This is a genomic window from Streptomyces sp. AA1529 (assembly GCF_000280905.1).
Classification (GTDB): domain Bacteria; phylum Actinomycetota; class Actinomycetes; order Streptomycetales; family Streptomycetaceae; genus Streptomyces.
Genome location: NZ_ALAP01000085.1, coordinates 23,022 through 37,159, shown reverse-complemented (window position 1 = coordinate 37,159; position 14,138 = coordinate 23,022). Strand labels below are relative to the sequence as shown.

At 74.5% G+C, this 14,138-nt stretch carries 13 protein-coding genes and 1 pseudogene; 11 read left to right on the top strand and 3 right to left on the bottom strand.

Annotation, left to right across the window (positions count from 1 at the left end; genetic code table 11):
- A pseudogene (locus A949_RS0125075) lies at nt 1-250 on the top strand (FMN-dependent NADH-azoreductase); the annotation flags it as partial.
- On the opposite strand, the gene A949_RS0125070 reads toward A949_RS0125075, so the two are convergent.
- Nucleotides 238-2,061: an AMP-dependent synthetase/ligase gene (locus A949_RS0125070; protein WP_019358796.1), complete on the bottom strand. Its 1,824-nt coding sequence runs from the start codon at nt 2,059-2,061 to the stop codon at nt 238-240. The pseudogene A949_RS0125075 and the gene A949_RS0125070 sit on opposite strands and share 13 nt — an antisense overlap.
- A 354-nt stretch (nt 2,062-2,415) precedes the next feature.
- Here A949_RS0125070 and A949_RS0125065 point away from each other — a divergent pair, with 354 nt between their 5' ends.
- The 6 genes from A949_RS0125065 to A949_RS0125040 all read left to right on the top strand — a co-directional run bounded on the left by A949_RS0125065 (nt 2,416) and on the right by A949_RS0125040 (nt 8,233).
- Complete coding sequence (locus tag A949_RS0125065; RefSeq protein ID WP_078534157.1) at nt 2,416-3,177, top strand: metallophosphoesterase family protein; 762 nt, start codon at nt 2,416-2,418, stop codon at nt 3,175-3,177.
- 189 nt (nt 3,178-3,366) lie between these two features.
- A complete protein-coding gene (locus A949_RS0125060; RefSeq protein WP_026005012.1) occupies nt 3,367-3,843 on the top strand; it encodes an SRPBCC family protein in 477 nt (158 codons plus the stop codon).
- 44 nt (nt 3,844-3,887) lie between these two features.
- Complete coding sequence (locus tag A949_RS0125055) at nt 3,888-5,282, top strand: ArsA family ATPase (RefSeq protein ID WP_037707604.1); 1,395 nt, start codon at nt 3,888-3,890, stop codon at nt 5,280-5,282.
- 200 nt (nt 5,283-5,482) lie between these two features.
- Nucleotides 5,483-6,196 carry a DUF5304 family protein gene (locus A949_RS39555; RefSeq protein ID WP_019358792.1) on the top strand — a complete coding sequence of 238 codons (714 nt, stop codon included), beginning with the start codon at nt 5,483-5,485 and terminating at the stop codon, nt 6,194-6,196.
- 292 nt (nt 6,197-6,488) lie between these two features.
- Nucleotides 6,489-7,430: an ROK family glucokinase gene (locus A949_RS0125045; protein WP_026005011.1), complete on the top strand. Its 942-nt coding sequence runs from the start codon at nt 6,489-6,491 to the stop codon at nt 7,428-7,430.
- 20 nt (nt 7,431-7,450) lie between these two features.
- Entirely contained in the window at nt 7,451-8,233 is a 783-nt protein-coding gene (locus A949_RS0125040; protein ID WP_019358790.1) for an endonuclease/exonuclease/phosphatase family protein, read from the top strand.
- A 10-nt stretch (nt 8,234-8,243) separates the two neighbouring features.
- On the opposite strand, the gene A949_RS0125035 is transcribed toward A949_RS0125040, so the two are convergent.
- Together A949_RS0125035 and A949_RS0125030 are read right to left on the bottom strand one after the other, a co-directional pair.
- Nucleotides 8,244-8,849: a hypothetical protein gene (locus A949_RS0125035; RefSeq protein WP_019358789.1), complete on the bottom strand. Its 606-nt coding sequence runs from the start codon at nt 8,847-8,849 to the stop codon at nt 8,244-8,246.
- Nucleotides 8,836-9,633, bottom strand: coding sequence for an alpha/beta hydrolase (locus A949_RS0125030; RefSeq protein WP_019358788.1), 798 nt, complete (start codon nt 9,631-9,633; stop codon nt 8,836-8,838). The genes A949_RS0125035 and A949_RS0125030 overlap by 14 nt, the downstream gene beginning before the upstream one ends.
- A 262-nt stretch (nt 9,634-9,895) precedes the next feature.
- Here A949_RS0125030 and A949_RS0125025 point away from each other — a divergent pair, with 262 nt between their 5' ends.
- The 4 genes from A949_RS0125025 to A949_RS0125010 all read left to right on the top strand — a co-directional run bounded on the left by A949_RS0125025 (nt 9,896) and on the right by A949_RS0125010 (nt 14,074).
- Nucleotides 9,896-10,684 (top strand): lysophospholipid acyltransferase family protein, encoded by a 789-nt coding sequence (locus A949_RS0125025; protein WP_019358787.1) that lies wholly within the window; start codon nt 9,896-9,898, stop codon nt 10,682-10,684.
- A 176-nt stretch (nt 10,685-10,860) separates the two neighbouring features.
- Nucleotides 10,861-12,072, top strand: a complete 1,212-nt coding sequence (gene macS / locus A949_RS0125020; RefSeq protein WP_026005009.1) for a MacS family sensor histidine kinase — start codon at nt 10,861-10,863, stop codon at nt 12,070-12,072.
- Complete coding sequence (locus A949_RS0125015; protein ID WP_019358785.1) at nt 12,062-12,760, top strand: response regulator; 699 nt, start codon at nt 12,062-12,064, stop codon at nt 12,758-12,760. Before macS ends, A949_RS0125015 begins: the two co-directional genes overlap by 11 nt.
- Before the next feature lie 285 nt (nt 12,761-13,045).
- On the top strand, nt 13,046-14,074 hold the full coding sequence (locus A949_RS0125010) for a 6-phosphofructokinase (protein WP_019358784.1): 1,029 nt from the start codon (nt 13,046-13,048) through the stop codon (nt 14,072-14,074).
- The last annotated feature ends 64 nt before the right edge of the window (nt 14,075-14,138 follow it).

Genomic DNA, 14,138 nt, shown 5'->3' with positions numbered 1-14,138 from the left:
CCCGGGTGCTCCGCGGGAGGGTCTGGACTTCCAGGTGCCGTATCTGCGGGGGTACTTCACCGACCGCGGAGTGCCCGCGGAACGGCTGCATTTCGTGACCCGCGAGCTGACCCGCGCCTGGGACGTGCCCGCGATGGCCCCGCTCCGGCCGCGGGCCGCCGCCTCGGCGACCGCCGCACGGCAGTCGGTCACCGAACTGGCGGGACGGCTCGCGGCCCGGCAGCGGGACGCGGCGCGTCACGCCGTGTAGAGGGCCTCGATCTCGTCGGCGAAGTCCTTGGCGACCACGCCCCGCTTGAGCTTCAGGGAGGGGGTGACATGGCCGGAGTCCTCGGTGAACTGCTCACGCAGCACCCGGAACTTGCGGACCGACTCGGCCTTGGAGACGGCCTTGTTGCCCTCGTCCACGGCGGTCTGGAGCTCGGCGAGCAGCTCGGGGTCGGCCAGCAGCTCCTCGTGGGCGAGCTGGTCCTTGCCGTGCTCGGCGGCCCAGCGCGGCAGGAACTCCTCGTCCACGGTCAGCAGCGCGCCGACGAAGGGCCGGCCGTCGCCGACCACCATGCACTCGGCGACCAGCGCGTGCGCCCGGATGCGGTCCTCGATCACGGCGGGGGCGACGTTCTTGCCGCCCGCGGTGACCAGGATCTCCTTCTTGCGCCCGGTGATGGTCAGATAGCCGTCGGCGTCCAGGGCACCCAGGTCGCCGGTGCGGAACCAGCCGTCGGTCAGTGCCTCGTCGCTCGCCTGCTGGTTGTTCCAGTAGCCGGTGAACAGGTGCTCGCCGTGCAGCAGCACCTCGCCGTCGTCGGCGATCCGCACCACGGAGCCCGGCAGCGGCTGCCCCACGGTGCCGATCTTGGGGCGGTCGTAGGGGTTGAAGGCGGTGGCGGCGCAGGACTCGGTCAGCCCGTAGCCCTCCAGCACGGTGAAGCCGACGCCGCGGAAGAAGTGGCCCAGCCGCGCGCCCAGCGGCGCGCCGCCGGAGATGGCGTGGGTGGCCCGGCCGCCGAGGACGGCGCGCAGCTTGCTGTAGACCAGCTTGTCGAAGATCTTGTGCTGGATCCGCAGTCCGAGGGAGGGGCCCGCCTCCTCGTCCAGGGCGCGGCTGTAGGCACCGGCCACTTCGGCGGCCCGGTCGAAGATCCTTCCCTTGCCGCCGGCGACGGCCTGGGCCCGCGCCGAGTTGAAGACCTTCTCGAAGACGCGGGGGACGCCCAGCACCATCGTCGGGCGGAAGGAGCCCAGCTCGTCGGTGAGGTTCCGCAGGTCCGAGACGTGTCCCAGCTTGATCGGCGCCATCACGGCCGCCACCTGCACCAGCCGTCCGAAGACGTGGGCGACCGGCAGGAACAGCAGCACCGATCCCTCGCCGGGCCGGAACATCGGGCGCAGCCGCTCGACGACGTTCCCGCACTCCGCGAAGAAGCTGCGGTGGGTGAGCACACAGCCCTTGGGGCGGCCGGTGGTGCCGGAGGTGTAGACGATGGTGGCGGGGGAGTCCGCGTCGGCGGCGGAGCTGCGCTCCTCGACCAGTTCGTCGCCGATCCCGGCGCCGAGCGCGGCGAGCCGGGCGACGGCGGTGCTCTCCCCGGCGCTCTCCCCGGTGTCCGCGGGCTCGATCTGCCACACGTTCCGCAGCGCGGGCAGCCGGTCGCGGACGGAGTCCACGGCGGCGGTGTGCGCCTCGGTCTCCACCAGGCAGGCGACGGCGCCGGAGTCGCCCAGGATCCAGGAGATCTGCTCGGGCGAACTGGTCTCGTAGACGGGGACGGTGACGCCGCCCGCACTCCAGATGGCGAAGTCCAGCAGCGTCCACTCGTAGCGGGTGCGGGACATCAGGCCCACCCGGTCGCCGGGTTCCACGCCCGCGGCTATCAGGCCCTTGGCCGCCTGCCGCACCTCGGCGAGGAACGCGGCGGCGGTCAGGTCCTCCCAGCGGCCGTTCCGCTTGCGCCCGATGACGGGGAGATCCGGGTGCTGAGCCGCGTTCCGGCGGATGAGGTCCGTCAGGTTTCCCTCTGCGGGGACTTCATAGAGGGCCGGAAGGCTGTACTCGCGCAAGACTGCTGCTCCTCGTCGGCGCGCCAGAAGGGGGGCCGCGGGGGCCGGCCTCCGTTGGCTCGGTCCAGGGTCGGCGGACGATCCCGGAAGAATGACGGCCCGGACGTTACCCATCGGTATGGGGGTGGGGGTAGAGGGTGGCGCGCAGATGTTTTGTGCGTCACAGGTGGAGATGGCTGATAGCAGCCTAGTCGAGGTGTTCACGGACACGGAAGCCGTGAAGGGGAGAGAGCGGGAACAGCGGTGCGTACCGCACTTTTCGGCCGTCCCGGCGGACGGGGGCACCGGCCCGCGCCCGCCGCCCGCGGGCGGCTCCCTCTCCCCGGTGCGCGCGGGGAGACCTAGGGTGGGCGCATGCGAGTCCACGTGGTCAGCGACGTACACGGCAACAGTGCCGACCTCGGGAAAGCGGGCGCGGGCGCGGACGCGCTGATCTGTCTGGGAGACCTCGTCCTCTTCCTGGACTACGCCGACCACTCGCGCGGCATCTTCCCCGACCTGTTCGGCGTCGAGAACGCGGACCGCATCGTCGCCCTGCGCACGGCCCGGCGCTTCACCGAGGCCCGCGCCTTCGCCCGGGAGCTGTGGGCCGGGATCGACCGCGACGCCGCGACGGAGCGGGCGGTGCGCAAGCAGTACGCCGAACTGTTCGCCGCCTTCCCGACGCCCACGTACGCCACCTACGGCAACGTCGACGTGCCGCCCCTGTGGCCGGAGTACGCACCCGAGGGCGTCCGGGTCCTCGACGGCGAGACGGCCGACATCGGGGGGTGGCGGTTCGGCTTCGTCGGCGGCGGTCTGCGCACCCCGATGCGCACGCCCTACGAGATCGACGACGAGACCTACGCGGCGAAGGTCGCCGCGCTGGGCGAGGTCGACGTGCTGTGCAGCCACATCCCGCCCGAGGTGCCCGAGCTGTGCTACGACACCGTCGCGCGCCGCTTCGAGCGGGGCAGTCCGCACCTGCTGGAGGCGCTGCACGAGGTGCGGCCGCGCTACCACCTTTTCGGCCACGTCCATCAGCCGCTGGTCCGGCGGATGCGGATCGGCGCCACCGAGTGCGTCAACGTCGGCCACTTCAACGCCACCGGGACCCCCTGGGTGCTGGAGTGGTGACCCGCGCGGCGCCGCGCCGAAGGGGCGCGGGGTAGCCTTCGACGGCAGACGCATCCCCGCATCCCGGCGGGCATCCCGCACGGTCTCGTCCACGTGCGGCGGGCATCGGCGGGCAGTGCGCGCTCGTCCACGTGCGGCGGGTGCCGCGCGGTGGACAATTCGGACACGGTATATCGGAGGGCCATGGCGATGGCGGAACACACCAGCTCGAGCATCACGGTCGACGCGGCGCCCGGGGCCGTGATGAGCGTGATCTCCGACTTCCCCCGCTACCCGGAGTGGGCCGGCGAGGTGAAGGAGGCCGAGGTCCTCGGCCGGGACGAGCACGGCCACGCCGAACAGGTGCGCCTGCTGCTGGACGCCGGAGCCATCAAGGACGAGCACACCCTGGCCTACGAGTGGCTCGGCGGCGCCGAGCCGCACGAGGTGCGCTGGTCCCTGGTCAAGTCCCAGATGCTGCGCTCCCTGGACGGCCTCTACCGGCTCACCCCCGTCGACGGCGGCGCGCGCACCGAGGTCACCTACCAGCTCACCGTCGACGTCAAGATCCCCATGCTCGGCATGATCAAGCGCAAGGCGGAGAAGGTCATCATCGACCGCGCGCTCGACGGACTGAAGAAGCGCGTCGAGGCGGGCGGCGCCGAGGCGTCCGAGGCCGGCAACTGACCGGCGCGGCCCCCGGCCCCGCGCCCACCGGCCCGCAGACCGTCCTGGTCACGGGCGCGGGCGGAGCGGGGCGCAGCACGGTCGCCGCGGCCACCGCGTGCGCGGCAGCCGCCCAGGGGCACCGCACCCTGCTGCTGAGCGCCGAGCCGGCGCGCCACCTGGCCGCGCTGCTCGGTGCGGCACCCGACGCACCGGTTCCCCCGCCGGACGCGTCCGCCGCGGGCGCGCCGGAACCCGTCGCCGCGGTGCCGGGGTTGTGGTTGCAGCGCATCGACTCCGGCGCGGAGTTCCGCACCCGGGCCGTCGCCCTCCAGGAGCGCGGCAAGACCGTGCTCGATCTGCTGGGCGCCGTACCGCTGGACGAGGACGAGCTGACCGAACTCCCCGGCGCGGAGACGTTCGCGCTGCTGCGCGCCCTGCTGCTGGCACACGGCGAGGAGGCGGGGAGCGCCGACGGGACGGCGGACCGCGAGGGGCGCGGGGACGGCGCCGACCGGGACGCCGGCCGGGGCTCCGGCCGGGACGCCGACTGGGACATCGTCGTCGCGGACATGCCCCCCTCCCCGCAGGGGATCAACCTGCTCGCGCTGCCCGCACAGCTGCGCCGCTATCTGCGCCGCCTCGTCCCCGCCGAGCGGCAGGCGGCCCGCGCCCTGCGCCCCCTGCTGGCCCAGCTCGCCGGTGCTCCGATGCCCGCGCAGTGGCTGTACGAGTCCGCCACACGCTGGTCGCAGGAGTTGGCCGCGGTCCAGCGGGTCGTGGAGTCCCCGGCGACGGTCGTCCGGCTGGTCACCGAGCCCGGACCGTTCGCCGCCGAGGCCCTGCGCACGGCCGGCGCCGGACTGCGGCTGCACGGGCTCGCGCTGGAGTCCGTCGTCGCCAACCGGCTGCTGCCCGCGGGCTCCGCGGACTCCTGGCTGGCGGCCCTGGCCGGGCAGCAGCAGACCGCGCTCGCGGCTCTGCGCGAGAAGTGCGAGGCCGAGGGCGTCCCGCTGTGCGAGCTGCCGCACCTGGGCCGGGATCCGCGCGGTCCCCAGGACCTGGGGGCGCTGGCCGCCGCAGCCCGCACCGCCGTGCCGCCCGGCCGGGAGGGCGGCCCCGGGCTGCACCCGCCCGCCGGGGCCGAGAGCGGGCCCGGCACCGATGTCGCCTACGGCTGGCTGGAGGACCGGCTGGCCGGGGACGGCCGGCTGGTGTGGCAGCTCCCGCTGCCGGGCGCCGACCGGGACGAGCTGGAACTGGTGCGCCGCGGGGACGAGTTGACCGTGGGTGTCGGCCCCTACCGGCGGGTGCTGCCGCTCCCCTCGGCGCTGCGCCGCTGCCGCGTCTCCGGTGCCGGCCTCAAGGGCGGGGTGCTGGGGGTCCGCTTCACGCCCGACCCGGAGCTGTGGCCCGAGCAGGCCGGCTCCGGCTCCCGGCCCGCCGGACGTGCGGACTGAGCGGACACGTCGGTACGCGCCGGTCGGTACGGGCTGGTCGGTACGGACCGGGCGGGCGCGTCCCGCGGTCCGTCCCCGCGGCCGGACGCCCGCACCCGGCGCCGCCGTTCGGGTAACGTCGGAAGGTGCGCGGACCCGTGTCAGCACCCGCCGCGCACCGCCGCGCACCGTCCGCCACCCGCCGCCCGTAGGAGCCCGCCATGAGCGATGAAGCCGAGCGCCCCGACGCCCCGGATCCCGACGCCTGGGCCACCGCGTGCGAGGAGGACCTGACCGCGGAGAAGGCGCGCCGCCGCGCCCGGTACGGTCCGCCGCCCACCAGCGCCGCCGAGGAACTGCGCAGGCTGGCGGACGCGGTCACCGAGAAGGTCGCCGAGTTCGGCAAGCCCTTGGTGGGCACGGTCGGATCGGCTGCCGCGCAGGGTGTGGCGCAGCAGCTGTTCAAGCAGGCCAAGGCGACCTTCGAGCCGGTCGTCGAGCGCAATCCGCAGCTCTTCGACCACCTCGCGGCGGCCGGCGGGGAACTGCTGGCCGCCTACCGTTCCATGGTCCAGGAGTCCGAGCGCCGCTGGAGCGAGCCGCGGGACGCGAACGCGTCCGCTCCGGCCGCCGGGGGTGACCGGATCGACGTCGAGGAGGCCGCCGACCTCACCCGCGCCGCCGACCGCGACGCCCGGGTCGTCGAGGAGGTCGTGGTCGAGCCGGACGCCGACGCCGACGCCGACGCCGACACCGACACCGACACCAACACCAACACCGACGCCGATCCCGGCGCCGCACCGGACGCGGCGCCCGGCCCGGCTCCGGCGGGCCCCTCGGCGGAACGGCCCGGGGACGAGGCGCCGGGCGGCGCCGGGCCCGGCGACGGGACCGGCGGCGATCCCGGGAGCCCGGAGGCGCGCGGCGGCGCCTGAACGGTCACGAGCGGCGCCGCGAGAGCATCCCGGACAGGCGGCGCGGTCCCCGGCAGCCGTCGGAGTCCTGCGGCAGGCACCCTGCCCCCGCCTCTCTGTGCCCTGTCCCCTGCCCCCCGGCCTCCTGCCCCGCAGCCCCTGCCCCGGCAGCCGTCGGCGCCGCCCCTCCGGCAGGCGCCCGGCCCGGCGGACGACTGCCCGTCCCCGGCACATGTCCGACCGTGCCCGGTGGGCGGGTGCGCTCCGGTACGGTTGGCTGCGGCGGGGATCACACCGGATGACCGAGGGACACATGGGACTCACAATCGGGGTCGACATCGGCGGCACCAAGATCGCGGCTGGCGTTGTGGACGAGAAAGGCACCATCCTCGAGACGAGCAAGGTGCCCACACCCGACACCCCCGACGCCGTGATCGACGCCATCGCGGACGCCGTCCGCCAGGCCAGTGCCGAACACCGGGTGGAGGCCGTCGGGATCGGCGCCCCCGGGTACGTGGACGACAAGCGCGCCACCGTGCTGTTCACCCCCAACCTGAGCTGGCGTCACGAGCCGCTCAAGGACAAGGTCGAGCAGCGCATCGACCTGCCCGTCGTGATCGAGAACGACGCCAACGCCGCGGCCTGGGGCGAGTACAAGTTCGGCGTCGGCACCGGCCACGAGGACGTCGTCTGCATCACCATCGGCACCGGGCTCGGCGGCGGCACCATCATCGGCGGCAAGCTGCACCGCGGACGGTACGGAGTGGCCGCCGAGTTCGGCCACATCCGGATGGTCCCCGACGGCCTGCTGTGCGGCTGCGGCAACCAGGGCTGCTGGGAGCAGTACGCCTCGGGGCGTGCGCTGCTGCGCTACGCACAGCAGCGCGCCACCGCCACCCCGGACAACGCCGAGATCCTGCTGGGACTGGGCGACGGCACCACCGAGGGCATTCACGGCAAGCACGTCAGCCAGGCGGCCCGGCAGGGCGATCCGGTCGCCATCGACTCCTTCCGCGAACTCGCCCGCTGGGTGGGCGCCGGCCTCGCCGACCTGGCCTCCCTCTTCGACCCGGGCGCCTTCATCGTCGGCGGCGGCGTCTCCGACGAGGGCGAACTGGTCCTCGACCCGATCCGCAAGTCCTACCGGCGCTGGCTCGTCGGCAGCCGCTGGCGCCCGCACGCCGATGTGCTCGCCGCCCAACTGGGCAACAAGGCGGGCCTGGTGGGCGTCGCGGACCTGGCCCGCCAGGGCTGACCGGACCGGGGGCCGCGCCGATGACCGGACACACCACCGGGGCGCGGCCCGCGCGGGCCGCCGAACTGCCGCGCTCCCGCACGGAGCCCGACGGCGCGGCCGTCGTCCGGCTGCTCAGCTACAACATCCGCTCCCTGCGCGACGATCCGGAGGCGCTGGTCCGGGTCGTCCGGGCCTGCGCCCCGGACGTCGTGTGCGTGCAGGAGGCGCCGCGCTTCTTCCGCTGGCGCAAGCGCGCCGCCTGGCTGGCGCGCCGCACCGGCCTCACCTATGTGACCGGCGGTGCGACGGCGGCCGGACCGCTGATCCTCGCCTCGCTGCGGGCCCAGGTGGAACACGCCGAGGACGTGCTGCTGCCGCGCACGCCCGGGCTGCACCGGCGCGGGTTCGCGCTCGCCCGGCTGCGGTTCGGCACCGCGGCCCGGCTGGGCGTGGTCAGCTTCCACCTGAGTCTGCAGGCCCGCGAACGGCGGGAGCAGGCCGGCGTGCTGCTGGAGCGGGCCGCCGCGCTGGGCTCCGCAGTGGTGGCCGCCGGGGACGTCAACGAGCGGGCGGGCGGACGGACGTTCGCGCTGCTCGGTACGGACCTGCGGGACGCCTGGGTCGCCGCGCCCTGGAGCGGGGAGCACACCTCGCCCGCCGCGGCGCCGCGGCAGCGGATCGACGCCGTCTTCGTGGGGGAGCGGGTCGGCGTACTGGGCGCGGGCGTGCCCCGGGGGCTGCCGGGGCTGGCGGAGGCCGACCTGGTCGCCGCCACCGACCATCTCCCGGTGCTGGCGGCCCTGCGCGTCCCCGCGGGGTGAACCGGTCCGGTCAGACCACCGCTCCGCGCCCCGGGTCGTCCGGATCGTCGTCCCGGCCGTCCCGCAGCCGGGTCACCAGGGTGGCGAACCCGCCCAGGAAACCGCCCACCCCCAGCGTGATGATCCACCACGTCAGGTCGGCCTGCAGCAGCACGGCGCCGATCAGCAGCAGCGGCCCGCCCAGCGCGGCGACCCAGGCGAACTTGGTGGTGGTGTCCGTCTCGGGCAGCGGCGGCGGCTCGGGCGGCTCGAAGTGCCCCTCGCCGTCCTCGTCGTCCGCACCGTTCTCCGCGGGTGCGGGCTGCCAGTCGCGCGGCCCGGTTCCGGCCGCGTAGACGGTGAAGCTGCGCGCCGGGGGCTCTGTGTCGGGAGCGGGCCGGGGCTTGGCGAGCATGTCGCCGTCCGGCTCCCGGTCCTCCTCCCGGTCCCCGTCGGTGCCGCGGTTCCCGCTCCCGGACGTGCCGTCCGCCGTGTCCGCCGCGGGCTCCTCGCCGTACGCGGCGACGATCGCGGCCCAGGCCGCCTCCTCCTCGGGGGGCAGGGACGAGCCGCCGCCCGATCCGGACGCGCCCCGGGACTCGTGCGGCTCCTCCTCGTCCGGGTCACGCGCTGTCACGGGCGCTCCGTGCCGTGCTGAGCGGCGCGTCCTCGGCGGCGGTGAGCCGGTCGATGAAGCCACGGCTGTCGGCGAAGATCTGCTCCGCATCGTGGTCCAGGGTGGCGACGTGGTAGCTGTGCTCCAGCACGGTCTCGGTCACGTCGGTGGAGGAGACCCGGCCCAGGACGAGTGCGGAGTCGGTGGGCGGCACCACATGGTCCGTCCTGCTGTGCAGCAGCAGGAGCGGCTGCGTCACCTTCGGCAGGTCGCCGCGGACGACGCGGACGAGGTCGCGCATCGCGTACGCGGCCCGGGTGGGCACCCGGTCGTAGCCCAGTTCGTGCCGGCCGTCCTTGGCGATGTCGTCCGCGATGCCCGGCGCCGAGCGGATCAGGAAGCGGCCGAGGGCCAGCGCGTACCCCTGCATCCGCGGGAACGTCGTCGCCGGGTTGACCAGGACGATGCCCCGCACCGCCGCACCGTGCCGGGCGGCCAGCCGCAGCGCCAGCGCACCGCCCATCGACAGGCCGCAGACGAAGACCCGCTCGCACCGGTCGCGCAGCAGCCGCAGCTCCCGGTCCACGGTCGCGTACCAGTCCTCCCAGCCCGTCACCGCCAGCTCCTCCCAGCGGGTGCCGTGGCCGGGGAGCAGCGGCAGGGAGACGGTCAGGCCGTGCCCGGCCAGGTCCTCGGCCCAGGGGCGCAGTGACTGCGGGGACCCGGTGAAGCCGTGGCAGAGCAGTACGCCGGTCGACGAACCGTCGTGGCGGAAGGGCTCGGCTCCGGGGAGGATGGGCGGCACGGCGGGCCTCCAGAGGCTCAGCGATCGGAACTCGGCAAGGAGTGCTGCCACCCTAATTCGTCGCCGGGCACTCCGGCAGTGTCCAGGGGGCCCACAGGAGTACACCCGCCGGGCGCCGCGGCCCCGGCGGCAGGCGGACCCCGTGCGCCGATCCGGCCCGAGCGGCCCCGCGGCCGGGTGCGGGCAGCCGGCCGCGGGCGGCCGGGTTCCGGGAGCACCGGGGCGGGATAGGGTCGGTGCGGTCCCACCAAGGAGGTCGAGGTTGTTCTACAGCGCGATGAAGCTGTCGGTCGGCAGCTCGCTGAAGCTCGCGTTCCGGCCCTGGGTGGAGGGCCTGGAGAACGTGCCCGCCGAGGGGCCCGCCATTCTGGCGAGCAACCACCTGTCCTTCTCCGACTCCTTCTTCCTGCCCGCCGTCCTGGACCGGAAGGTCACCTTCATCGCGAAGGCCGAGTACTTCACCTCACCCGGGATCAAGGGCAGGCTGACGGCGGCGTTCTTCAAGGGCGTCGGCCAGCTCCCGGTGGACCGCTCCGGGGTGCGCGGAGCGGGTGAGGCGGCGATCCGCAGCGGGCTGGAGGTGCTGGAGCGCGGCGAGCTGTTCGGGATCTACCCCGAGGGCACCCGCTCGCCCGACGGGCGCCTCTACCGCGGCAAGCCCGGCGGCCTGGCGCGGGTCGCGCTGCGCTCGGGTGCGCCGGTGCTCCCGGTGGCGATGATCGACACGGAGAAGATCCAGCCGCCCGGGAAGGTCGTGCCCAAGCTGATGCGCCCGGGCATCCGGATCGGTGAGCCGCTGGACTTCAGCCGGTACCAGGGCATGGACAACGACCGGTTCATCCAGCGCGCGGTCACCGACGAGGTGATGTACGCGATCCTGAAGCTCTCCGGGCAGGAGTACGTCGACATCTACGCGACGGCGGCCAAGCGCCAACTGGCCGAGGCGGCCAAGGCGGAGAAGGCGGAGAAGGCCGCGGAGGCCGCGCGCAAGGAGCGGCCGGCGCAGGGGCAGGACGGGCAGGACCGGGCCGGGGGCGGCCGGGCGGCCTAGAGTCCTCCCGTCCGGGCGGGCCGGGCCTCCCGTCCGGGCCCGCCGGCCCGTCCCGGCCCGTCCCGGTCGAGGCCGGTCCGGGAGGTACGGGCAGGGCGCGGGGGCGGGGAGTACGGAACGACCGCGGCGGAGGCGTCCCGCCGCCGGAGAGAGGGGCGGGCGTGGCGGTGCGCACGATGTCCGTCGAGCAGCCGCTGTGGCGGGCGTTGACCGGCTACCGGATCCTTGCCGTGCTCTACGCCGCCGGTGTCTTCGCCTGGAGCTACCCGCAGTACAGCACGCCGCTCCCGGGCGTGCTCTTCCTGCTGCTGCTCGGTTGCTGGACGTTCGCCACCCTGCGCAACCTCGGCTCGGCCGACCGCTGCACGCTGCCGTTCCTGGTCACGGACATCGCGCTGGGCCTCGCCGGGATCCTCCTGACGCCCGTGGTCGACGGGCACCACCAGGTGGGCCCGACCCTGCCGTCCATCTGGGTGGCGGGACCCGTCCTCGCGTTCGCGCTCAAGGGCGGCTGGCGCTGGGCGGCCGGCGCCTCGGTGCTCGTCGGGATCGCCAACGTCGTCGAACGCGGCATGATCACCCGCTCCACGTTCCACAACGTGCTGCTCGTCTGCGTGGCGAGCGTCGCCATCGGCTACGTCATCGAGGTGGCCCGCGCCAGCGAGCGCACCCTGGCGCGGGCGCTCCGGATAGAGGCGGCGACCCGGGAGCGGGAGCGGCTGGCCCGCGACATCCACGACAGCGTCCTTCAGGTGTTGGCCATGGTGCAGCGCAGGGGGACGGCCCTGGGCGGGGAGGCGGCGGAGCTCGGCCGGATGGCGGGCGAGCAGGAGGTCGCGCTGCGTGCCCTCGTCTCCAGCGGGGTGGTGCCCGAGCCGGGACGCACCGCTGCCTCCGCCCCGGAGCCCGGGGCGGTGCCCGGCCCGCGGGACGGGCACCGCACCGGCGCGGATCCCGGGGGCGGTACGGGGGCCGGGGCCGGGCCGTGCGACGTACGGGCGCTGCTCTCCTCGTACGCGGGGGCCCGGGTCACGTTCGCCGAGCCCGGTGCCCCGGTGCTGCTGCCCGGCCGCACGGCCGCGGAGCTGGCGGCCGCCGTCGGCGCCGCGCTGGACAATGTGGAGCGGCATGCCGGGCGCGGGACGGAGGCCGGGGCGCAGGCCTGGGTCCTGCTGGAGGACGAGCCGGACGCGGTGATCGTGTCCGTGCGGGACGACGGTCCCGGCATCCCCGCGGGACGGCTGGCGGCCGCCGAGGCGGAGGGGCGGATGGGCGTCGCGCTGTCCATCCGGGGAAGGCTGCGGGAACTGGGCGGCACCGCCGAGCTGGTGTCGGTGCCCGGGCAGGGGACGGAAGTGGAGATGAGGGTTCCCAAGGATGGCGACTGAGGAGCGGCGGACCGGGCCGGACGGCGGCGCGGCACCCGTCAGGGTGATGGTCGTGGACGACCATCCGATGTGGCGTGAGGCCGTGGCCCGGGATCTGGCCGAGGCCGGGTTCGAGGTCGTCGCCACGGCCGGCGACGGCGAGCAGGCCGTCCGCAGGGCCCGCGCCGCCGCACCCGACGTCCTGGTACTGGATCTGAACCTGCCGGACAGGCCCGGAGTGGAGGTCTGCCGCGAACTGGCCGGCTCCGGGTCCGCACCGCGGGTGCTGGTGCTGTCGGCCAGCGGCGAGCACACCGATGTGCTGGAGGCCGTCAAGTCCGGGGCCACGGGGTATCTGGTCAAGTCGGCGGGCCCGCAGGAGCTGCTGGACGCGGTGCGCCGTACGGCGCTGGGCGATCCGGTCTTCACCCCGGGGCTCGCCGGACTGGTGCTGGGCGAGTACCGCAGGCTGGCCGCCGACCCGGCCCCGGCCGCCGAGCAGGGCCCGGACGTGCCGAAGCTGACCGACCGGGAGACGGAGGTGCTGCGCCTGGTCGCCAAGGGGCTGGGCTACAAGCAGATCGCCGAGCGGCTGGTCATCTCGCACCGCACCGTGCAGAACCATGTCCAGAACACCCTGGGCAAACTGCAGTTGCACAACCGGGTGGAGCTCGTGCGGTACGCGATCGAGCGCGGTCTGGACGACTGAGGCGCGGCCCGGGCCCGGGGGAGGGGCGCGGGGCCGGGGTCCCGCTGTGCCGCTGTGCCGCGAAAGGCGTGCGCACGGTGGCGCGCGGCACCGTGCGGCTGACCCGGGCGCATCCGGACGTCTGTCCTTCGTACGAGTGATGGCCTGGGGATCAAATCCCGCATCTCCCAACGAAAACCCCCGCACAGTGCATCCCGTGTGACGTGGATCACCGCTAGCGTGACGGGCGTTGCGCCGTTTCCACGGCGTATGTCCAGGCGTGTCCACGCGGCGAAGGGAGATCCCATGCGGGTCGGAGTGCTGACCGGCGGCGGCGACTGCCCCGGTCTCAATGCGGTCATGCGGGCCGTGGTCCGTAAGGGAGTCCAGGAGTACGGCTACGACTTCACCGGGTTCCGCGACGGCTGGCGCGGACCGCTGGAGGGGGAGACGGTCCGGCTGGACATCCCGGCGGTGCGCGGCATGCTGCCGCGCGGCGGCACCATCCTCGGCTCCTCGCGCACCAACCCCTTCAAGGAGGAGGACGGCGTCCGGCGCATCAAGGAGAACCTCGCCAAGTACGAGGTCGACGCGCTGATCGCGATCGGCGGCGAGGACACCCTGGGGGTGGCGGCCCGGCTGACCGGCGAGCACGGCATCCGCTGCGTCGGCGTACCCAAGACGATCGACAACGACCTGTCCGCCACCGACTACACCTTCGGCTTCAACACCGCCGTCACCGTCGCCACCGAGGCCATCGACCGGCTGCACACCACCGCCGAGTCCCATATGCGGGTGCTGGTGGTGGAGGTCATGGGGCGGCACGCGGGCTGGATCGCGCTGCACTCGGGACTGGCGGGCGGCGCCAACTGCATCCTCATCCCCGAGCAGCGCTTCGACACCGAGCAGGTCTGCGGGTGGGTCACCTCCCGCTTCAGGGCCAGCTACGCGCCGATCGTGGTCGTCGCGGAGGGCGCGATGCCCCAGGGCGGCGAGATGGTCCTCAAGGACGGTTCCACGGACTCCTTCGGGCATGTCCGGCTGTCGGGCGTGGGCGAGTGGCTGGCCAAGGAGATCGAGTCGCGCACCGGCAAGGAGGCCCGCACCACGGTGCTCGGGCACATCCAGCGGGGCGGCACCCCCACGCCGTACGACCGCTGGCTGGCCACCCGCTTCGGGCTGCACGCCATCGACGCGGTGCGCGGCGAGGAGTGGGGCAGCATGGTCGCCCTGCGCGGCACCGACATCGTCCGCGTCCCGCTCGCGCAGGCGACCGAGAAGCTGAAGACGGTCGATCCGGTGCTCTACGAGGAGGCGGGCGTCTTCTTCGGCTGACGGCGTCCCGCCCCGGCCCGGGCCGGAGGGGCAGCGGCCCGGGCCGGAAGGAGGGAGCGCTCTC